General features: G+C 62.9%; 17 protein-coding genes. 7 read left to right on the top strand and 10 right to left on the bottom strand.

Translation table 11 applies throughout. The annotated features are described in order from the left end of the window. Nucleotides 1-92 precede the first annotated feature (92 nt). From lysS to PSH94_RS06425, 10 genes are all read right to left on the bottom strand, one after another. Complete coding sequence (gene lysS, locus PSH94_RS06470) at nt 93-1,595, bottom strand: lysine--tRNA ligase (RefSeq protein WP_305436904.1); 1,503 nt, start codon at nt 1,593-1,595, stop codon at nt 93-95. 83 nt (nt 1,596-1,678) lie between these two features. Beyond that, nucleotides 1,679-2,774, bottom strand: a protein-coding gene (gene prfB / locus PSH94_RS06465; RefSeq protein WP_098100956.1) for a peptide chain release factor 2 whose coding sequence is annotated in 2 segments (ribosomal slippage) — nt 1,679-2,701 and nt 2,703-2,774 — 1,095 coding nt in all. Because the reading frame shifts where the segments join, the coding sequence is not laid out codon by codon here. A 163-nt stretch (nt 2,775-2,937) separates the two neighbouring features. Beyond that, entirely contained in the window at nt 2,938-3,939 is a 1,002-nt protein-coding gene (locus tag PSH94_RS06460; protein WP_181079150.1) for a PleD family two-component system response regulator, read from the bottom strand. Nucleotides 3,940-3,990: 51 nt separating this feature from the next. Beyond that, nucleotides 3,991-5,001 carry a chemotaxis response regulator protein-glutamate methylesterase gene (locus tag PSH94_RS06455; RefSeq protein WP_305436903.1) on the bottom strand — a complete coding sequence of 337 codons (1,011 nt, stop codon included), beginning with the start codon at nt 4,999-5,001 and terminating at the stop codon, nt 3,991-3,993. Next, a complete protein-coding gene (locus tag PSH94_RS06450) occupies nt 4,998-7,265 on the bottom strand; it encodes a hybrid sensor histidine kinase/response regulator (RefSeq protein ID WP_181079144.1) in 2,268 nt (755 codons plus the stop codon). Before PSH94_RS06450 ends, PSH94_RS06455 begins: the two co-directional genes overlap by 4 nt. After that, the gene (locus PSH94_RS06445) at nt 7,262-7,960 is read right to left on the bottom strand and encodes a chemotaxis protein CheW (protein ID WP_266248200.1); all 699 of its coding nucleotides are present in this window, start codon (nt 7,958-7,960) and stop codon (nt 7,262-7,264) included. The genes PSH94_RS06450 and PSH94_RS06445 overlap by 4 nt, the downstream gene beginning before the upstream one ends. Next, nucleotides 7,957-9,210, bottom strand: a complete 1,254-nt coding sequence (locus tag PSH94_RS06440; protein ID WP_266248198.1) for a protein-glutamate O-methyltransferase CheR — start codon at nt 9,208-9,210, stop codon at nt 7,957-7,959. Before PSH94_RS06440 ends, PSH94_RS06445 begins: the two co-directional genes overlap by 4 nt. Beyond that, on the bottom strand, nt 9,207-9,719 hold the full coding sequence (locus PSH94_RS06435) for a chemotaxis protein CheW (protein WP_181079136.1): 513 nt from the start codon (nt 9,717-9,719) through the stop codon (nt 9,207-9,209). The genes PSH94_RS06440 and PSH94_RS06435 overlap by 4 nt, the downstream gene beginning before the upstream one ends. After that, on the bottom strand, nt 9,719-11,341 hold the full coding sequence (locus PSH94_RS06430) for a methyl-accepting chemotaxis protein (protein ID WP_181079133.1): 1,623 nt from the start codon (nt 11,339-11,341) through the stop codon (nt 9,719-9,721). The genes PSH94_RS06435 and PSH94_RS06430 overlap by 1 nt, the downstream gene beginning before the upstream one ends. 150 nt (nt 11,342-11,491) lie before the next feature. Continuing rightward, the gene (locus PSH94_RS06425) at nt 11,492-12,199 is read right to left on the bottom strand and encodes a tellurite resistance TerB family protein (protein ID WP_181079130.1); all 708 of its coding nucleotides are present in this window, start codon (nt 12,197-12,199) and stop codon (nt 11,492-11,494) included. A 167-nt stretch (nt 12,200-12,366) separates the two neighbouring features. Here PSH94_RS06425 and PSH94_RS06420 point away from each other — a divergent pair, with 167 nt between their 5' ends. The 7 genes from PSH94_RS06420 to PSH94_RS06390 all read left to right on the top strand — a co-directional run bounded on the left by PSH94_RS06420 (nt 12,367) and on the right by PSH94_RS06390 (nt 20,597). Further along, on the top strand, nt 12,367-13,278 hold the full coding sequence (locus PSH94_RS06420) for a LysR family transcriptional regulator (protein WP_181079127.1): 912 nt from the start codon (nt 12,367-12,369) through the stop codon (nt 13,276-13,278). 132 nt (nt 13,279-13,410) lie between these two features. Next, nucleotides 13,411-14,868, top strand: a complete 1,458-nt coding sequence (locus tag PSH94_RS06415) for a gamma-aminobutyraldehyde dehydrogenase (RefSeq protein WP_181079124.1) — start codon at nt 13,411-13,413, stop codon at nt 14,866-14,868. 71 nt (nt 14,869-14,939) lie between these two features. Next, nucleotides 14,940-16,091 (top strand): putative ABC transporter substrate-binding protein YdcS, encoded by a 1,152-nt coding sequence (gene ydcS / locus PSH94_RS06410; RefSeq protein WP_181079121.1) that lies wholly within the window; start codon nt 14,940-14,942, stop codon nt 16,089-16,091. A gap of 143 nt (nt 16,092-16,234) precedes the next feature. After that, nucleotides 16,235-17,269 carry an ABC transporter ATP-binding protein gene (locus PSH94_RS06405; protein ID WP_253510863.1) on the top strand — a complete coding sequence of 345 codons (1,035 nt, stop codon included), beginning with the start codon at nt 16,235-16,237 and terminating at the stop codon, nt 17,267-17,269. 1 nt (nt 17,270) lies between these two features. Further along, nucleotides 17,271-18,203, top strand: coding sequence for an ABC transporter permease (locus PSH94_RS06400; protein WP_305436896.1), 933 nt, complete (start codon nt 17,271-17,273; stop codon nt 18,201-18,203). Next, nucleotides 18,193-19,002, top strand: coding sequence for an ABC transporter permease (locus PSH94_RS06395; RefSeq protein WP_253510856.1), 810 nt, complete (start codon nt 18,193-18,195; stop codon nt 19,000-19,002). Before PSH94_RS06400 ends, PSH94_RS06395 begins: the two co-directional genes overlap by 11 nt. Nucleotides 19,003-19,172: 170 nt before the next feature. Further along, complete coding sequence (locus tag PSH94_RS06390) at nt 19,173-20,597, top strand: gamma-aminobutyraldehyde dehydrogenase (RefSeq protein WP_285427755.1); 1,425 nt, start codon at nt 19,173-19,175, stop codon at nt 20,595-20,597. Nucleotides 20,598-20,639: the final 42 nt, after the last annotated feature.

Here is a 20,639-nt window from a genome sequence, read left to right as displayed (position 1 = left end):
AACAGATCAAAACCTGGCGCTGTTTGCTTGACGCTTATAAACGCCACATAAAAAAGCCGCCTTATAAAAGGCGGCTCTGGATTTCGCGACGGTTACGCTTGTGGCCGCATGTGCGGGAACAGGATCACATCGCGGATCGACGGCGAGTTGGTCAACAACATCACCAGGCGATCGATGCCGATCCCTTCACCGGCGGTCGGCGGCATGCCGTATTCCAGGGCGCGGACGAAGTCGGCGTCGTAGTGCATGGCTTCGTCATCGCCAGCGTCTTTGTCGGCCACCTGGGCCATAAAGCGCTCGGCCTGGTCTTCAGCGTCGTTCAACTCGGAGTAGGCGTTGGCGATTTCGCGGCCGCCGATGAACAGCTCGAAACGGTCGGTGACGTTCGGGTTGTCATCGTTGCGACGGGCCAGCGGCGACACTTCGAACGGGTACTGGGTAATGAAGTGCGGCTGCTCCAGCTTGTGCTCCACCAGCTCTTCGAAAATCATCACCTGCAGTTTGCCCAGGCCTTCGAAGCCCAGCACCTTGGCGCCGGCTTTCTTGGCGATGGCGCGAGCCTTGTCGATGTCGTTCAGGTCATCGGCGGTCAGCTCGGGGTTGTACTTGAGGATCGAATCGAACACCGAGAGGCGCACGAACGGCTCGCCGAAGTGGAACACCTTGTCGCCGTACGGCACGTCGGTGCTGCCCAGGACCAGCTGCGCCAGCTCGCGGAACAGTTCTTCGGTCAGGTCCATGTTGTCTTCGTAGTCGGCGTACGCCTGGTAGAACTCCAACATGGTGAATTCAGGGTTGTGACGGGTCGAGACGCCTTCGTTGCGGAAGTTGCGGTTGATCTCGAAGACCTTTTCGAAGCCACCGACCACCAGGCGCTTGAGGTACAGCTCAGGCGCGATACGCAGGAACATTTCCATGTCCAGCGCGTTGTGGTGGGTTTCGAACGGTTTGGCTGCGGCACCGCCGGGGATGGTTTGCAGCATCGGCGTTTCCACTTCCAGGAAGTCACGCTGCATCAGGAAACTGCGGATGTGGGCGATGATCTGCGAGCGGACGCGAAAGGTGTGGCGTACGTCTTCGTTGACGATCAGGTCGACGTAGCGCTGGCGATAGCGCTGCTCGGTGTCGGTCAGGCCGTGGTGCTTGTCCGGCAGCGGGCGCAAGGACTTGGTCAGCAGGCGCACGTTGGTCATTTCCACGTACAGGTCGCCCTTGCCGGAACGGGCCAGGGTGCCTTCGGCGGCGATGATGTCACCCATGTCCCAGGTTTTCACCGAGGCCAGGGTTTCTTCGGACAGGGTCTTGCGGTTGACGTAGACCTGGATACGCCCGGTCATGTCCTGGATCACCATGAACGAGCCACGGTTGAGCATGATGCGACCTGCCACCTTGACCGGGATCGCCGCTTCAGCCAGCTCTTCCTTGGTCTTGTCCGCGTACTGTTTCTGCAAGGCATCGCAGTAGTTGTCGCGGCGGAAGTCGTTGGGGAAGGCGTTGCCCTTGGCGCGCTCGGCAGCAAGCTTTTCCTTGCGCAGGGCGATCAGGGAGTTTTCTTCCTGTTGCAGGGCTTGCGGGTCGAGTTGTTCGTCGCTCATGTCTTTAGATTTTCCATCACAGGTTCGTTGCCCCCAGGCCTTCGGCCTGGGGATCGCGGGCAACCCCGCTCCCACAGAGGGTGTTACAGGCCGGACTTCAGGCTGGCTTCCAGGTACTCGTCGATATCGCCGTCGAGCACCTTGTCGCAGTCGCTGCGTTCGATGTTAGTGCGCAGATCCTTGATCCGCGAGGCATCAAGCACATAGGAGCGGATCTGGTGACCCCAGCCGATGTCCGACTTGGTGTCTTCCAGCGCCTGGGACGCGGCGTTGCGCTTTTGCATTTCCTGCTCGTACAACTTGGCCCGCAGCATTTTCATGGCGGTGTCCTTGTTGGCGTGCTGGGAGCGTTCGTTCTGGCAGCTGACCACGGTGTTGGTCGGTACGTGGGTAATCCGCACGGCCGAGTCGGTGGTGTTAACGTGCTGACCACCGGCACCGGAGGAGCGATAGGTATCGATCCGCAGGTCCGCCGGGTTGATCTCGATTTCCACTTTGTCATCGATCTCGGGCGAGACGAACACTGCGCAGAATGAGGTGTGACGACGGTTGCCGGAGTCGAACGGGCTCTTGCGCACCAGGCGGTGCACGCCGATCTCGGTACGCAGCCAGCCAAAGGCGTACTCGCCCTTGATGTGCACGGTCGCGCCCTTGATGCCGGCGACTTCACCGGCCGACAGCTCCATGATGGTCGCGTCGAAGCCGCGTTTGTCGGCCCAGCGCAGGTACATGCGCAGCAGGATGTTGGCCCAGTCCTGGGCCTCGGTGCCGCCGGAACCGGCCTGGATGTCCAGGTAGGCGTTGTTCGGGTCCATTTCGTGGCTGAACATGCGGCGGAATTCGAGCTTGGCGAGGTTCTCCTCGAGACGGGCCAGCTCGGCGACCACATCGCCCACTGCGCCTTCGTCGTTTTCTTCAACGGCCATGTCCAGCAGATCACGGCAATCGGCCAGGCCGGTGTTCAGCTCATCGAGGGTGTCGACGATCTGCGCCAGCGCAGCGCGCTCGCGACCCAGCTCCTGGGCGTATTCAGGTTTGTTCCAGACACTCGGATCTTCAAGCTCGCGATTGACCTCGGTCAGACGCTCATGCTTTTGATCGTAGTCAAAGATACCCCCGAATAGTTTCGGAGCGCTCGGACAGGTCCTTGATGGTGTTAAGGATCGGGTTGATTTCCATGGCGGGCAGCACTCGTTGGCGAACTTTTGAAAGCCGGCGAGTATAACGGCAAACAGCTGGAAACGGCAGCCCGCTGAGCCGAAAAGGCGGTTTCAACTCCCATGAAAATCCACTGTAAGAGCGGGCTTGCCCTCTCCCACAGTGAGTTGAGCATAGCCTCAGGTCACTCGATACCGACCTGATTGCGCCCATTGTGCTTGGCCGTGTACAGCCCCTTGTCCGCGGCCATGATCACCTGCCGGCAACTGGAGCCCTGCTGCGGCGTCATGGTCGACAGGCCGATGCTGACGGTCAGGCACGAACCCTCGGTCGGGGCGTTGTGCGGGATGTTCAACGCGGCGACGGCCATACGCAGTTTCTCCGCCACCAAACGCGCGCCACCCGGCGAAGTGTTGGGCAGCACCAGGGCGAACTCTTCGCCGCCGTAGCGCGCCGGCAGGTCCGACGGGCGGCTGCTGGCTTCGCGAATGGTGTCGGCCACCTTGCGCAGGGCTTCGTCGCCTTCGACGTGGCCGAAGCTGTCGTTGTAGGTCTTGAAGAAATCCACGTCGATCATCAGCAGCGACAACTGGGTCTGGTCGCGCATGGCGCGGCGCCATTCCAGCTCCAGGTATTCGTCGAAGTGGCGGCGGTTGGACAACCCGGTCAAGCCATCGGAGTTCATCAACCGTTGCAGCACCAGGTTGGTGTCCAGCAACTGTTGCTGGCTGACCCGCAACGCACGGTACGCCGCATCACGCTGCAATAGGGTCATGTAGGAACGCGAGTGATAGCGGATGCGCGCCACCAGCTCGATATTGTCCGGCAGTTTGACCAAATAATCGTTGGCGCCGGCTGCAAAGGCCGCGCTCTTGATCAGCGGGTCTTCCTTGGTGGAGAGCACGATGATCGGGATGTTCGCCGTGGCCGGGTGATTGCGGTACTCACGCACCAGGGTCAGGCCGTCGAGGCCGGGCATCACCAGGTCCTGCAGGATTACCGTGGGCTTGATGCGGATGGCCTGGGCAATCGCCTGGTGCGGGTCGGCGCAGAAATGGAAGTCGATGTTTTCTTCCTGGGCCAGGCCACGCCGGACGGCTTCGCCGATCATGGCCTGGTCGTCGACCAGCAACACCATGGCGGCGTTTTCGTCGGTCTTGATGTCGTCGATCTGTAAGTCATTCATCTGCAGTCACCTGAATTACCACCTGCAAACCAGCACCGCGCAAGGCCTTGCTCATTGTGCAAAGACCTCCAGCAGACGAGGCGCAATTCTATCCAGTGGGCGAATTTCAACAGCGGCATCGATTGCCGCCGCCGCTTTGGGCATGCCATACACCGCCGAGCTCTGCTGATCCTGGGCGATGGTCAAATAACCTTGTTCACGCAGCAACTTGAGGCCCTGGGCCCCGTCACGGCCCATGCCGGTCAGCAATACGCCGACGGCATCGCCATTCCAGTGGCTGGCGACGCTCTCGAAAAACACGTCGATCGAAGGGCGATAGATCTCGTTCACCGGCTCGGCGGTATAGGCCAGCGTACCGTTCTTCAATAAACGAATGTGATGGTTGGTGCCGGCCAGCAACACCACCCCGCTCTGGGGCGGCTCACCTTCACGGGCCAGGCGCACCGGCAGGCCGCAAGCGCTGCCGAGCCATTCGGCCATGCCGGCGGCGAATACCTGATCGACGTGCTGGACCAGCACAATGGCGGCAGGGAAATCCCGGGGCAAGCCCTTGAGCAGGGTTTCCAGGGCCGCAGGACCACCCGCCGATGAGCCGATGGCCACCAGGCGCTGGCGTTTACCCTCATGGCGCGGGGGCGCGACTTCAGCGCGCACACGGCTGCCGCGCTGGCCGATCAGCCAACCGATATTGAGGATCTTGCGCAGCAACGGCGCGGCCGCATCCCTGGGGTTGCCCACGCCCAGCGCCGGTGTATCCACCACATCGAGGGCGCCATGCCCCATGGCTTCGAACACACGACTCACGTTGGCCTGGCGGTCGACGGTCACGATCAGGATCGCACACGGGGTCTCGGCCATGATCTGGCGCGTGGCCTCCACGCCGTCCATCACCGGCATGATCATGTCCATCAGGATCAGGTCCGGGGTCAGCTCGGCGCAGCGCTGCACCGCGTCCAGGCCATTGCTGGCCACCCACACCACCTCATGCGTCGGCTCGAAACTCAACGCACGGCGCAAGGCCTCGACCGCCAGGGGCATGTCGTTGACGATGGCGATCCTCATGCCCGCGCGCCTCCGATCAGTTCCATCACCGCATCAAGCAAGGCGTCGTCGTGGAAACTGGCCTTGGCCAGATAATAGTCGGCCCCGGCGTCGAGCCCGCGCCGGCGGTCTTCTTCGCGGTCTTTGTAAGACACCACCATCACCGGCAACGATTGCAGGCGACTGTCACGGCGCAAGAGTGTGACCAATTCGATACCGTCCATGCGGGGCATATCAATGTCAGTGATCAGCAGGTCGAAGTCCTCGGAACGCAAGGCGTTCCAGCCGTCCATGCCATCGACGGCCACGGCCACTTCGTAGCCACGATTAAGCAACAATTTGCGTTGCAGTTCACGCACCGTGAGCGAGTCATCGACCACCAGCACGCGTTTGCGCGGTGCTTCGGTGGTCTGCTGGCTGCGGCGGGCAATGCGCTCCAGGCGGCCGGTATTGAGCAACTTGTCCACCGAGCGCAGCATGTCTTCGACATCGACGATCAACACCACCGAGCCGTCGTCGAGCAACGCACCGGCGGAAATGTCCTGAACCTTGCCCAGGCGATCGTCCAGCGGCAACACCACGAGCGTGCGCTCGCCGATGAAACGCTCCACCGCGATACCGTACACCGCGTCACGCTCGCGGATCACCACCACTTTCAGCGTTTCTGAAGGGCTCTGCCCCGCCGGGCGCTGCAGCAGCTGGCTGGCGGCGACCAGGCCGACATGCCGGCCTTCGTGCCAGAAATGCTGGCGCCCTTCCAATTGCACAATGTCCTCGGGCGCCAGGTCGCACATGCGCTCGATATGCGCCAGCGGGAACGCATACGCCTCTTCGCCGACCTCCACCACCAGGCTGCGCACCACCGACAGGGTCAGCGGCACCTCCAGATGGAAGCGGCTGCCCTGCCCCGCCGTCTGCTCCAGCACTACCGCGCCGCGCAACTGGCGCACCATATGCTGCACCGCGTCCAACCCGACGCCGCGCCCGGAGACCTCGGTGACTTTGTCGCGCAGGCTGAACCCCGGAAGGAACAGGAACGTCAGCAACTCCTCCTCGCTCAAGCGTAATGCGGTTTCCAGCGGCGACAGCTTGCGCTCGACGATAGTGCCGCGCAGGCGCTCCAGGTCCACCCCATTGCCGTCGTCGCTCAGTTCCAGCACCAGCAACCCCGCCTGGTGAGAGGCGCGCAGGCGGATCAGCCCTTCGGCCGGCTTGCCCGCCAGTCTGCGCTGCTCGGGCATTTCGATGCCGTGATCGACGGCATTGCGTAATAAATGCGTGAGTGGCGCTTCGAGCTTTTCCAGCACGTCGCGATCGACCTGGGTTTTCTCGCCTTCGATCTCCAGACGCACCTGCTTACCCAGGCTGCGGCCAAGGTCGCGCACCATGCGCACTTGCCCACCGAGTACGTCGGCAAATGGACGCATGCGACAGGCCAGCGCGGTGTCATAAAGCACCTGGGCGCGCTGCCCGGCCTGCCAGCCGAACTCATCGAGCTCGGCGGTTTTTTCCGCGAGCAGCGCCTGGGCTTCTGCCAACAGGCGGCGTGCATCGGTCAGGGCCTCCTGGGCTTCGAGGTTCAAGTGCTGGGTCTTGAGCTGACCGTCCAGGGTGTCGAGGGCGCGCACGCTCTGGCTTTGAATACGCTTGAGGCGCTGCAGGCTGACCAGGTACGGCTTGAGTCGCTGGGTTTCCACCAGGGACTTGCTCGACAGGTCCAGCAGGCTGTTCAAGCGCTCGGCGGTCACGCGCAGCACGCGCTCGCCGCCCTCGGTCATGCGCTTGCCTTGGCGCGGCGGGTCGCTGGCGACGGGCGGTGCCGGCTCGGCTTCCCGCGCCAGTGCTTCGGGCGCCGGCTCGGGTACCGTCGGCGGCGCGATTGCGGCGCTCGGTTGCGCGGGGTCGAGCAAGCGCTCCATCGACGCCACGTATGCCTCGATATCCGCCGGCCCTACGTTATTACCAGGCGTGGCGATGCGCATCAGCAGGTCGGTGCCTTGCAGCAACGCATCGATATGTTCAGGTTGCAGGTACAGACGGCTTTCCTGGGCGCTGACCAGGCAGTCCTCCATGACGTGGGCCACGCTGACCCCGGCATCCACCCCCACGATGCGCGCCGCGCCCTTGAGGGAGTGGGCCGCGCGCATGCAGGCCTCAAGCTGGTCGGCCTGGGTCGGGTTACGCTCCAGCGCCAGCAGCCCCGCGCTCAGCACCTGGGTCTGCGCATCGGCTTCCAGGCTGAACAGCTCCAGCAGCGAGGCATCGCGCATCTGGTCGGGGGTCATGTAAGGCTCCGGGTCACGGCAGACAGCAATTGTGCCTCGTCCAGCCAACGCAGACTGCGGCCTTTCCACTGCAGCACGCCCTGGGTGTAGCGCGCGCTGGCCTGGGTGCCGGACACCGACGCCGCGCTCAGCATGCGCTCGTCGATGGCGTGGATACCGTCCACTTCATCCACCGGCACCACCACCGGGCCATCCTGGGCGGCAATGATCAACATGCGCGGCATGCTGCGCCCGCCAACGGGGCCAGCGCCGGCGGCGTCCAGGCCAAGCAGTTCCACCAGCGACAGGCACGCCACCAGCGCACCGCGCACATTGGCCACGCCGAGCAGGGCGCGTGAGCGCTGGTGGGGCAAGGAGTGAATCGGTTGCAGCGGTGCCACTTCCACCAGGCAACGGGTAGCGATACCGAGCCACTCCTCGCCAAGGCGGAACATGAGCAGTGAACGGGTGACCACGTCCTCGTCGACCGTCTCGGCGACGTGGGCGCGATGATCGCCCTGCTGCAACGCATAGCGGTCCAGCAGGCGCGTGGCGGCGGCGGAATACACCGAGCAGTTCCGGCAGTGGATATGCTCCACCAGCAGCGGGCAGGATTTGTCGCCATGGATGCCGATGCGATTCCAGCAATCGTCGATGGCTTGGGTGTCGGCCAGGGTCAGGTCCAGGCCGGTGGTGTCGAGCGCGTCACTACTCATGGTTTGGACTCACTGTCAGCTCGCTCGCTGCGCACGGCCCGCGCCTGCAAACGACGCGCCCCCGCACGGTCGCCCTGGGACTCCAGCAACGCGGCCAACTGCATCAGGGCCTGCGGATGCTGGGGTTCCAGGTACAAGGCTTTTCGATAATACCCCTGCGCCTGCAGGGCGCTACCTTCCACATCGCTGAGCAGCCCCAGCCAATAGAACACCTGGGCGGCCGGCGGGTGGTTGCTCAAATATTGTTCGCACGCAGCACGGGCTTCGGCACTTTTGCCTTCGTTGGCCAGGGTCGCGATACGACTGAGCAAGGTGCCCGCCTCGGACGGCGGCACCTGGATCGGCATCACCTGGGCACTCACCGTGCTGAACGGCCGAGGCTTGGCGGGAATCGGTGCCGCGCTGCGTTGCGGCCTGGGCGTCGGTACAAAGGTCGGCGCCGGCTTGGTCGGCTCGACATGTCGGCTGAAGGCAAAGGACTGCGGCACGCCAATCGAACGCATGCCATGACGTCCAAGCAGACTGCCCTCGGCCGGGCCGATGAACAGCACGCCGTCAACGTGGGTCAAGCGCTTGAGCACGTCGAACACTTGCTGTTGGGTCGGTTGGTCGAAGTAGATCAACAGGTTGCGGCAGAACACGAAGTCATAACTGGCCTCACTGGCCAGCAGCGCCGGGTCGAGCAGGTTGCCCACTTGCAGGCGCACCTGCTCACGCACGCGCTCGGCGATGTGGTAACCGTCGCCATGCTCGGTGAAGTGGCGTTCGCGAAACGCCAGGTCGCCGCCGCGAAACGAATTTTTGCCGTACACGCCGCGCCGGGCGCGCTCCACCGACAGTGGGCTGACGTCGACGCCCTGCACCTTGAACTGATGCGGCGCCAGGCCGGCATCGAGCAAGGCCATGGCGATCGAGTAAGGTTCTTCGCCGGTGGAACACGGCAGGCTCAGGATGCGCAGCGCACGCATCTGGTTGATCTCGGCCAGGCGCGTGCAGGCCAGGCGCGCCAGGGTTGCAAAGGATTCGGGGTAACGGAAAAACCAGGTTTCAGGGACGATCACCGCTTCGATCAGCGCCTGCTGCTCGTCGTGGGAGCGCTGCAGGTGCTGCCAGTAATCATCCGGCGTGCGCGCCTCGACAGCTTTGCTGCGCTGGCGCACCGCGCGCTCGATGATGGCCTCGCCCACCGACGCAACGTCCAGGCCTATGCACTCCTTGAGAAAAGCGAAAAAGCGCGGGTCGTTACTCATAGGCTTTGCTCGTCGGCGAACAACAGGGCACGCACGTCGTCGGTGAGCAGATCGTTGACGCCGATCCACTGCATCAAGCCCTGTGCATCCTCACGCACCAGCCCCAGGTACGGCGCCTCGCGGTTGTCCAGGCCATACGCTTGGAACTCTTCAAGGCCGCAACGCAGGGTGTCGGTGGCCTGCTCCAGAATCAGCCCCAGCCGGCGCGCCGCAACCCAGGGCTGCGGCTGGTAGTGCACCAGTACCAGCCGCGTGCTGGTGCGGGCCTGGGCCGGTGTGCCGAAAGCCAGGGCGCTGAGGTCGATCACCGGCACCAGCGCGCCCCGATGGGCAAAAATCCCCGCCACCCACGCAGGCGCGTGAGCGATGGGCTTGAGCGGCAGGCGCGGCAGCACTTCGGCCACTTCGGTGGCCCGCAGGGCATAGCGTTCGCTGCCGATATGAAATACCAGGAACAACGCTTTTTTCGCTGCCGGGACGGCGCCGCGTTTAGCCGCGAGGTCGCTCATCAGACTTTGAAACGCGACACGCCGCTGCGCAGACCCACCGCAACCTGGCTCAGTTCATCGATGGCGAAGCTGGCCTGACGCAGAGACTCCACGGTCTGGCTGCTGGCGTCGCCCAGTTGCACCAGCGCATGGTTGATCTGCTCGGCACCGGTGGCCTGGGCCTGCATGCCTTCGTTGACCATCAGCACCCGCGGCGCCAGCGCCTGGACCTGATGAATGATCTGCGACAGCTGCTCGCCCACCTGCTGCACTTCGAACATGCCTCGACGCACTTCCTCGGAGAATTTGTCCATGCCCATCACCCCGGCCGACACCGCCGACTGGATCTCACGCACCATCTGCTCGATATCGTAAGTCGCCACGGCGGTCTGGTCGGCCAGGCGCCGCACCTCGGTGGCCACCACGGCAAAGCCGCGCCCGTACTCACCGGCCTTCTCGGCTTCGATGGCGGCATTGAGCGACAGCAGGTTGGTCTGGTCGGCGACCTTGACGATGGTGACCACCACCTGGTTGATGTTGCCGGCCTTCTCGTTGAGGATCGCCAACTTGGCGTTGACCAGGTCGGCGGCGCCCATCACCGAGTGCATGGTTTCTTCCATGCGCGCCAGGCCCTGCTGGCCGGAACCTGCGGCCACCGATGCCTGGTCGGCGGCGGTGGAGACTTCGGTCATGGTGCGCACCAGGTCCTTGGAGGTGGCGGCGATTTCGCGGGACGTGGCGCCGATCTCGGTGGTGGTCGCGGCGGTTTCGGTGGCGGTGGCCTGTTGCTGCTTGGAGGTGGCGGCGATCTCGGTAACCGAAGTGGTCACCTGCACAGACGAGCGCTGGGCCTGGGACACCAGGGCGGTCAGCTCGGTCATCATGTCGTTGAAGCCGGTTTCCACCGCGTTGAATTCGTCCTTGCGCGACAGGTTCAGGCGTTTGCTCAGATCGCCGGTGCGCATGGTTTCGAGGATTTCGACGATACGCTGCATCGGCGACATGATCGCGCGCATCAGCAGCAGGCCGCACAGGCCGGCGGCGAGGATCGCCACGGCCAGGGACACGAACATGCTGACTTTGGCGGCAGCTACGGCTTCATCGATAGCGGAGGTGGCGTTGTCGGACACGCCTTTGTTTTCGGTGATGATGTCATTGAGCTTCATACGGCCTTCGGTCCAGACGGGCGTCAGTTGCTCTTCGAGCAGGTCGTGCGCGGCCGGTAAATCATTGGCCTGGATGCGCTCGATCACCTGAGCCAGAACCTTGTTGTAATTGATGTGCGCAGCCTTGAAGTTATCGAACTCCATGCGGTCGGCCTGGTTGCCGATGGTTTTCTCGTAGTTGGCCATCTGCTGTTCGATGCGCTTTTCAAAACTCTGATAATCGCTCTTGTCGGCGCTGGTGAGGGTCTTGTCTTCACGCATGCCGATGATATCGAGGGTCAGCAGATAACTGTCGACCCACGCGCTGCGGATCATGGAACTGAGATACACCCCCGGCACCGCGTCATCGCGCACGGCCTCTTGCCCGGCTTCGATTTTCATTAACCGTGAATAAGAGACCACGACCATTAACAGCATGATGGCGATAACGACCGCAAAACTTGCCAGGATCCGTTGGCGCAAGGTCCAGTTCTTCACAGTAATTCCTCGAAGGCCCATTCAAATGGGGGGGAGTATAGCTGAGCAGCAGCGCTCATTTATGAATGGGTTTTGGTGGGGTACCGACATAAACACTAAAACGTCGGTGGGAGGGGCAGGCCCCTCCCATACTTTGTTTGAAACCGGTGGTTATGGGTTAAGGCGTACCTGCTTTTCCAGTTCCAGCTTCAAGCCCGGCTCCAGTTTGAGCTGGCGCGCCAATTCATCCAGATAGGCCTTTTCCATAAAGTTTTCCTCATCCACCAGCATCACACTGGCGATGTACATCTCGGCGGCCATTTCCGGGGTGCCGGCGGCGCGGGCGACATCGGCAGGGTCCAAGGGCTTGTTCAGTTCGGCGTGCAGCCAATGCTGCAATTCGCGGTCGTTGTCCAGCTTGGTGAATTCGCCTTCGATCAGTGCGCGCTCGCGCTCATCCACATGCCCGTCGGCCTTGGCGGCCGCGACCAATGCCTTGAGGATGCCCTGACTGTGCTGCTCGGCCTGGGCCGGTGGCAGACGGTCGATGGTCTGCGGCTCGCCCTGGGGCGCGCTGGCCTGTTGCGCCTGCCAGTTACCGTAGGCTTTGTAGGCGATGACGCCCAAGGCGGCCAGCCCGCCGTAGGTCAGCGCCTTGCCGCCGAATTTGCGGGCTTTCTTGTTGCCCAGCAACAGCCCCATGGCACCGGCCGCCAGGGCCCCGCCACCGGAGCCACCGAGCAGACTGCCCAGGCCGCCACCGCCGAGCAGACCGCCCAAGGCGCCCTTGTCTTCCTGTTTACGCTGGCCGCCGGCCTTGTTCTGCAACATGTCCTGGCCGGACTTGAGCAACTGATCGAGCAATCCACGGGTGTTCATAACAGCCTCCAGATACTTGAGTTCATAGGACCAATAGGCCGCCAGCGTAAAACTAAGTGCCAAAAAGCCTGGATCTAGAGTGCTTCCAGATGTAACGCCGCTGCCCTTCGCTAAAACCGATATACACTCGCGCACATCTATAAAAACAGCCTTCTGGTAATTCCCGCATGATGACCTTGCGTCAAATTCGCCACTTCATTGCGGTGGCCGAGACCGGCTCGATCTCCGCCGCAGCGCAGACTGCGTTCATTTCCCAGTCGACTCTGACCCTGGCGATCCAGCAACTGGAACAGGAGATTGGCGTCAACCTGTTCAATCGCCACGCCAAGGGCATGACCCTGACCCACCAGGGCCATCAGTTCCTGCGTCAGGCGCACCTGATTCTCGCCACCGTCGACAACGCCAAGCGCAGCCTGCAACAGAGCACCGACCAGGTAGCCGGGCAATTGATCATCGGCGTGACCAGCCTGGTGGCCGGCTATTATCTGGCCGACCTGCTGACTCGCTTCCAACGCGCCTACCCCAATGTGGAAATCCGCGTGATGGAAGACGAGCGGCCGTATATCGAGCACTTACTGGTCAGCGGCGAAATCGACGTGGGTGTGCTGATCCTCTCCAACCTTGAAGATCGTCACGCCCTGCAGACCGAAGTCCTGACCCATTCGCCCCATCGCCTGTGGCTGCCGGCGCAGCATCCATTGCTGGAACACGACAGCATCAACCTCGCCGACGTGGCGCGCGAACCGTTGATTCAACTGAACGTCGACGAAATGGACCATAACGCCCAGCGCCTGTGGGCCGGCGCCGGCCTGCAACCGCGCGTGACCCTGCGCACGGCCTCCACCGAAGCGGTGCGCAGCCTGGTGGCGGCGGGCCTGGGGGTGTCGATCCAGCCGGACATGACCTACCGCCCATGGTCGCTGGAAGGCGACATCATCGAAGCGCGGTCGATTGCCGACCTCAGCCAGACCCTCGACGTGGGCCTGGCCTGGCGCCGTGGCACCGCACGGCCAACCCTAGTGGACCCGTTCCTCACCGTGGCGCGCGAACAGCCACACCCACGCAAGCCATCTATTTAATCGAATGCTGCATTCAGTATTTAGTATTTGTTGACCTCGCGCCCGCGCTCTACTCTCGGCTCATCCATAAGAGAAAGCCGGGCGCCTTGTAAGAGAACGCCCATGGCCACACAAGAAAAGAGATCGCGAAAAATGTCCGGCGCGCCCACCCCGCTGCTCACTGCGTTGCTGATCGACGGCGAATTGGTTCAGGGCCAAGGATTTGTCGAGCCGATCCTCAACCCGGCCACCGGTGACGTGCTGACTCACATCGCCGAAGCCAGCACCGAGCAAGTCGAAAGCGCCATCCTCGCCGCCCATCGTGCATTTGCCGGTTGGTCACGCACCACGCCGCAGCAACGCTCCAACCTGCTGCTGGGCATCGCCGATGCCATCGAAAAACAAGCCGACTACCTGGCCCGCCTGGAATCGCTGAACTGCGGCAAGCCGTTGCATCTGGCGCGCCAGGATGATTTGAGCGCGACGGTGGACGTGTTCCGTTTCTTCGCCGGCGCGGTGCGTTGCCAGACCGGCCAACTGAGCGGCGAATACCTGCCGGGCTACACCAGCATGGTGCGGCGCGACCCGATTGGCGTGGTGGCCTCGATTGCGCCGTGGAACTACCCGCTGATGATGGCCGCGTGGAAGATCGCCCCGGCCCTGGCCGCCGGCAATACCCTGGTGTTCAAGCCGTCGGAACACACGCCGTTGTCGATCCTGGCCCTGGCGCCCGTGCTAAAAGCGCTGTTGCCACGCGGGGTGATCAACATTCTTTGCGGCGGCGGCGAAGGCGTTGGCAGCCATCTGGTCAGCCACCCCAAGGTGCGCATGGTGTCGCTGACCGGCGATATCGTCACTGGCCAGAAGATTCTGCAAGCCGCGTCCAAGACCCTGAAACGCACGCACCTGGAACTGGGCGGCAAGGCGCCGGTGATCGTGTGCAACGACGCCGACCTGCAGGCCGTGGTCGAGGGTGTGCGCGCCTATGGCTATTACAACGCCGGGCAGGACTGTACCGCCGCGTGCCGCATCTACGCCCAGGCCGGGATTCACGACAAATTGGTCGCCGAACTGGGCGCCGCTGTCAGCAGCCTGCGCTTTGCCGGCAAACGCGATGCCGATAACGAACTCGGCCCGCTGATCAGCACACGCCAGCGCGACCGCGTCGCCAGTTTCGTCGAGCGCGCCCTCGGCCAGCCCCACATCGAACGGGTCACTGGCGCCGCGGTGCATTCCGGTGCCGGTTTCTACTACCAACCCACGCTGCTGGCCGGTTGCAAGCAAGGCGATGAAATCGTCCAGCGCGAAGTGTTCGGCCCGGTGGTCACCGTGACCCGCTTCGATGAATTGGAGCAAGCGGTGGACTGGGCCAACGACTCCGAATACGGCCTGGCTTCGTCGGTGTGGACCCAGAACCTGGACAAAGCCATGCAAGTGGCCGCGCGCCTGCAATACGGCTGCACCTGGATCAACAGCCATTTCATGCTGGTCAGCGAAATGCCCCATGGCGGCTTGAAGCGTTCGGGGTATGGGAAAGATCTGTCGAGCGACTCACTACAAGACTACAGCGTGGTGCGCCACATCATGGCGCGTCACGGTCAGCACCTTTAAAACAACAACTAAGCTCATGCGTCACGGCTTCACACACTGCCCCGACCATAATTAAAGAAGAGGGAACCCCCATGTCCGCGCACAAGACCGCACTGCTCAGTGCCTTGACCACCGCGCTGCTGGCCAGCGCCAGCCTGCAGGCCGCCGAACCGCTCAAAGCACTCGGCGCCGGCGAAGGCCAATTGGATATCGTCGCCTGGCCCGGCTATATCGAACGTGGCGAAAGCGACAAAGCCTACGATTGGGTCAGCGGTTTCGAGAAGGAAACCGGCTGCAAGGTCAATGTGAAAACCGCCGCCACCTCTGACGAAATGGTCAGCCTGATGGCCAAAGGCGGCTATGACCTGGTGACCGCCTCCGGCGATGCGTCGCTGCGGTTGATCGTCGGCAAGCGTGTGCAGCCGATCAATACGGCGCTGATTCCCAACTGGAAAAACATCGACCCGCGTCTCAAGGATGCGCCGTGGTACGTGGTCGGCCAGCAGACCTACGGCACCCCGTACCAGTGGGGGCCGAATGTGCTGATGTACAACACCACCGTGTTCAAGACCGCACCCACCAGTTGGAGCGTGCTGTTCGCCCCGCAGAACCTGCCGGACGGCAAGCCGAACAAGGGCCGCGTGCAGGCGTATGACGGCCCGATCTACATTGCCGATGCGGCGCTGTACCTCAAGGCCACCCAGCCGGAGCTGGGCATCCAGAGCCCCTACGAACTGACCGAAGCCCAGTACAAGGCCGTGCTTGACCTGCTGCGTGCCCAGCAACCGTTGATTCACCGCTATTGGCACGACACCACCGTGCAGATGAGTGACTTCAAGAACGAGGGCGTGGTGGCCTCCAGCGCCTGGCCATATCAGGTCAACGGGCTGGTCAACGAGAAACAACCGATCGCCTCGACTATTCCCAAGGAAGGCGCCACCGGCTGGGCCGACACCACCATGCTGCACAGCGAGGCCAAACACCCCAACTGCGCCTACAAGTGGATGGACTGGTCGCTGCAGCCGAAGGTGCAGGGCGATGTCGCCGCATGGTTCGGCTCGCTGCCGGCGGTGCCGGCCGCGTGCAAGGAGAGCGAACTGCTCGGCGCCGAGGGTTGCAAGACCAATGGCTTCGACCAATTCGACAAAATCGCCTTCTGGAAAACCCCGCAGGCCGAGGGTGGCAAGTTCGTGCCGTATAGCCGCTGGACCCAGGATTACATCGCGATCATGGGCGGCCGGTAACGACCTTCAGGTTATTTGAAGGTCTCCTGTGGGAGGGGGGGGCAAGCCCCCTCCCACGTTGACCGCACTCACAGATGTTTTGTTTTTTCAGAAGTCCAGGCCGGGCCGCTGCGACGACCCGCGCCTTTTTGGAGCACCGCACCATGACGCTTGCAGTCCAATTCACCCACGTTTCCCGTCAATTCGGCGAAGTGAAGGCCGTTGACCGGGTGTCCATCGATATCCAGGACGGCGAGTTCTTTTCCATGCTCGGCCCCTCCGGCTCGGGCAAGACCACTTGCCTGCGCCTGATTGCCGGTTTCGAGCAACCGAGCGCCGGCTCGATCCGCATTCATGGCGAGGAAGCCGCCGGCCTGCCGCCGTATCAGCGCGACGTAAACACCGTGTTCCAAGATTACGCACTGTTCCCCCATATGAATGTGCGCGACAACGTGGCCTACGGTCTGAAGGTCAAGGGCGTAGGCAAGGCCGAACGCCTCAACCGCGCCGAGGAAGCCTTGGGCATGGTGGCGCTGGGCGGCTACGGCGAGCGCAAACCCGTGCAGCTCTCCGGCGGCCAACGCCAACGGGTAGCCCTGGCCCGGGCGCTGGTCAATCGTCCGCGCGTGCTGTTGCTCGACGAGCCATTGGGCGCCCTCGACCTCAAGCTGCGCGAACAAATGCAAAGCGAGCTGAAAAAGCTGCAACGCCAGCTCGGCATCACTTTTATCTTCGTGACCCACGACCAGACCGAAGCGCTGTCGATGTCCGACCGCGTGGCGGTGTTCAACAAGGGCCGTATCGAACAGGTCGATACTCCACGCAACCTGTACATGAAACCGGCCACGGCGTTCGTCGCCGAATTCGTCGGTACCTCCAACGTGATCCGCGGCGAACTGGCCCGGCGCCTGGGCGGCAGCGCCCAGCCGTTTTCGATCCGCCCGGAGCACGTGCGGTTTGCCGAAGGCCCGCTGGGCGCCGGTGATGTGGAGATCAGCGGCGTGCTGCATGACATCCAGTACCAGGGCAGCGCCACCCGCTTTGAGCTGAAATTGGACAACGGCCAGACCCTGAACATCAGCCAGGCCAACAACCAGTGGCTGGACACCAGCGGCGCCCATCAGGTCGGCCAGCCCCTCACCGCGCGTTGGGCGCGGGAAGCCATGACGCCGCTGACTGACAGCGCAGGCGAGGTGTGACATGAGCCTGGCCCTTTCCCAACACGCGCCGATGCGCAGGTTTTCCAACCTGCTGTACCGCAAGCCCAACCTGTACCTGGCAATGCTGCTGGTGCCGCCGCTGATCTGGTTCGGCGCGATCTACCTGGGGTCGTTGCTGACCCTGCTGTGGCAAGGCTTCTACACCTTCGATGACTTCACCATGGCGGTCACTCCAGACCTCACCTTGGCCAACTTCGCCGCGCTGTTCCAGCCGTCGAACTTCGACATCATCCTGCGCACCCTGAGCATGGCGATCGTGGTGTCGATCGCCAGCGCCATTGTCGCCTTCCCGATTGCGTACTACATGGCGCGCTACACCACCGGCAAGACCAAGGCGTTTTTCTACATCGCCGTGATGATGCCGATGTGGGCCAGTTACATCGTCAAGGCCTACGCCTGGACCTTGCTGTTGGCCAAGGGCGGCGTGGCGCAGTGGTTTGTGCAGCACCTGGGGCTGGAGCCGCTGCTGCATTTCGTGCTGGGCATCCCCGGCGTGGGCGGCAGCACCTTGAGCACCTCGCACCTGGGACGGTTCATGGTGTTCGTCTATATCTGGCTGCCGTTCATGATTCTGCCGATTCAGGCGTCCCTGGAGCGTTTGCCGCCGTCGTTACTGCAAGCCTCGGCCGACCTGGGGGCCAAGCCGCGCCAGACCTTTAAGCAGGTGATTCTGCCGCTGTCGGTGCCGGGGATCGCCGCCGGGTCGATCTTCACGTTCTCGCTGACCCTGGGCGACTTTATCGTGCCGCAACTGGTGGGCCCGCCGGGCTACTTCGTCGGCGGCATGGTGTACGCGCAGCAAGGTGCCATCGGCAATATGCCCATGGCGGCGGCGTTCACCCTGGTGCCGATCGTGCTGATCGCGATTTACCTGTCCATCGTCAAACGCCTGGGGGCCTTCGATGCACTCTGAAAAAGCCACTCTTGGTCTGCGCATGGCCGCCTGGGGCGGCCTGTTGTTCCTGCACTTTCCGATCCTGATCATCTTCCTCTACGCCTTCAACACCGAAGAAGCCGCGTTCAGCTTTCCGCCCCAGGGCTTTACCCTGAAGTGGTTCAGCGTGGCGTTCGCACGGTCCGACGTGCTGGAAGCGATCAAGTTGTCGCTGCAGATCGCTGCCATCGCCACCCTGATCGCCATGGTGCTCGGCACGCTGGCCTCGGCGGCCTTGTATCGACGGGAGTTCTTCGGCAAACAGGGCGTGTCGCTGATGCTGATCCTGCCGATTGCGCTGCCGGGGATCATCACCGGTATCGCTCTGCTGGCGACGTTCAAGACCCTGGGCATCGAGCCGGGGATGTTCACCATCATCGTCGGCCACGCGACCTTTTGCGTGGTGATTGTCTACAACAACGTCATCGCGCGCCTGCGCCGCACCTCCCACAGCCTGATCGAGGCGTCGATGGACCTGGGCGCCGACGGCTGGCAGACGTTCCGCTACATCATCATGCCCAACCTGGGCTCGGCGTTGCTGGCCGGCGGCATGCTCGCGTTTGCGCTGTCGTTCGACGAAATCATCGTCACCACCTTCACCGCCGGGCATGAACGCACCTTGCCGCTGTGGTTGCTCAACCAGTTGAGCCGGCCACGGGATGTGCCGGTGACCAACGTGGTGGCGATGCTGGTGATGCTGGTGACGATGTTCCCGATCCTGGGCGCTTATTACTTGACCCGCGGCGGTGAAAGCGTGGCGGGGAGTGGCGGTAAATAACTTGGCCACTGAAGGAACGCGGTTCAAATGTGGGAGGGGGCTCGCCCCCGATAGCGGTGTGACAGCCAACACAGCTGTCACTGAACCACTGGCATCGGGGGCAAGCCCCCTCCCACATTTAAATCCGGTTTCTTCAGGGAAATAACACGCGTTTTTTGGAGGACTCAATCATGCAAACCAAACTGCTGATCAACGGCCAACTGGTACAAGGCGAAGGCCCGGCACAAGCGGTGTTCAACCCGGCCCTGGGCCGTGTGCTGGTGGAAATCAACGAAGCCAGCGAAGCCCAGGTCGACGCCGCCGTGCGGGCCGCCGATGCCGCGTTTGAGAACTGGTCGCAGACCGCGCCCAAGGACCGCTCGCTGCTGTTGCTCAAATTGGCCGACGCCATCGAAGCCCACGGTGAAGAGCTGGCCAAACTGGAGTCGGACAATTGCGGCAAACCCTACAGCGCCGCGCTCAACGACGAGATCCCGGCGATTGCCGACGTGTTCCGCTTTTTTGCCGGCGCCAGCCGCTGCATGAGCGGTTCGGCCGGCGGCGAATACTTGCCCGGCCATACCTCGATGATCCGCCGCGATCCGGTAGGCGTGATCGCGTCCATCGCGCCGTGGAACTACCCGCTGATGATGGTCGCGTGGAAAATCGCCCCGGCCCTGGCCGCCGGTAATACCGTGGTGCTCAAACCGTCGGAGCAAACCCCACTGACGGCGTTGCGCATGGTGGAACTGGCGTCGGAGATCTTCCCGGCCGGCGTGCTCAATCTGGTGTTCGGCCGTGGCCCGACCGTGGGCAGCCCACTGGTGCAGCACCCGAAAGTACGCATGGTGTCACTGACCGGTTCCATCGCCACCGGCGCGAACATCATCGCCAACACTGCCGACAGCGTGAAACGCATGCACATGGAGCTGGGCGGCAAGGCACCGGTGATTATCTTCAACGATGCGGACATCGACGCCGCCGTTGAAGGCATCCGCACCTTCGGCTTCTACAACGCCGGCCAGGACTGCACGGCGGCGTGCCGCATCTATGCCCAGGCGGACATCTACGACGCGTTTGTCGAGAAGCTCGGCGCGGCGGTCGCCAGCATCAAGTACGGTTTGCAGGATGACCCGAACACCGAGCTGGGGCCATTGATCACCGCGCAACACCGCGACCGCGTGGCCGGGTTTGTCGAACGTGCCGTGGCACAACCGCATATCCGTTTGATCACCGGCGGCAAGGCCGTGGAGGGCAATGGGTTCTTCTTTGAACCGACCGTGCTGGCCGACGCCCAGCAGGACGACGAAATCGTGCGCCGCGAGGTGTTCGGGCCAGTGGTGTCAGTGACCAAGTTCAACGACGAAGCCCAGGTGCTGGGTTGGGCCAACGATTCGGACTACGGCCTGGCCTCGTCGGTATGGACAGCCGACGTAGGCCGCGCCCATCGCCTGGCCGCGCGCCTGCAGTACGGCTGCACCTGGGTAAATACCCACTTTATGCTCGTCAGCGAAATGCCCCACGGCGGTCAGAAACTGTCGGGGTATGGCAAGGACATGTCCATGTATGGCCTGGAGGACTACACCACGGTCCGGCATGTGATGTTCAAGCACTGATTCGCCGCCCCCCCCTGCACGCAGGCGCTTGCAGGGGGCTCA

It is taken from the genome of Pseudomonas sp. FP2254 (genome assembly GCF_030687695.1).
Taxonomy (GTDB): Bacteria; Pseudomonadota; Gammaproteobacteria; order Pseudomonadales; family Pseudomonadaceae; genus Aquipseudomonas; species Aquipseudomonas quebecensis.
Note: the sequence above shows the minus strand (reverse complement) of the source record. Positions and strands in the feature narration are given on the sequence as shown.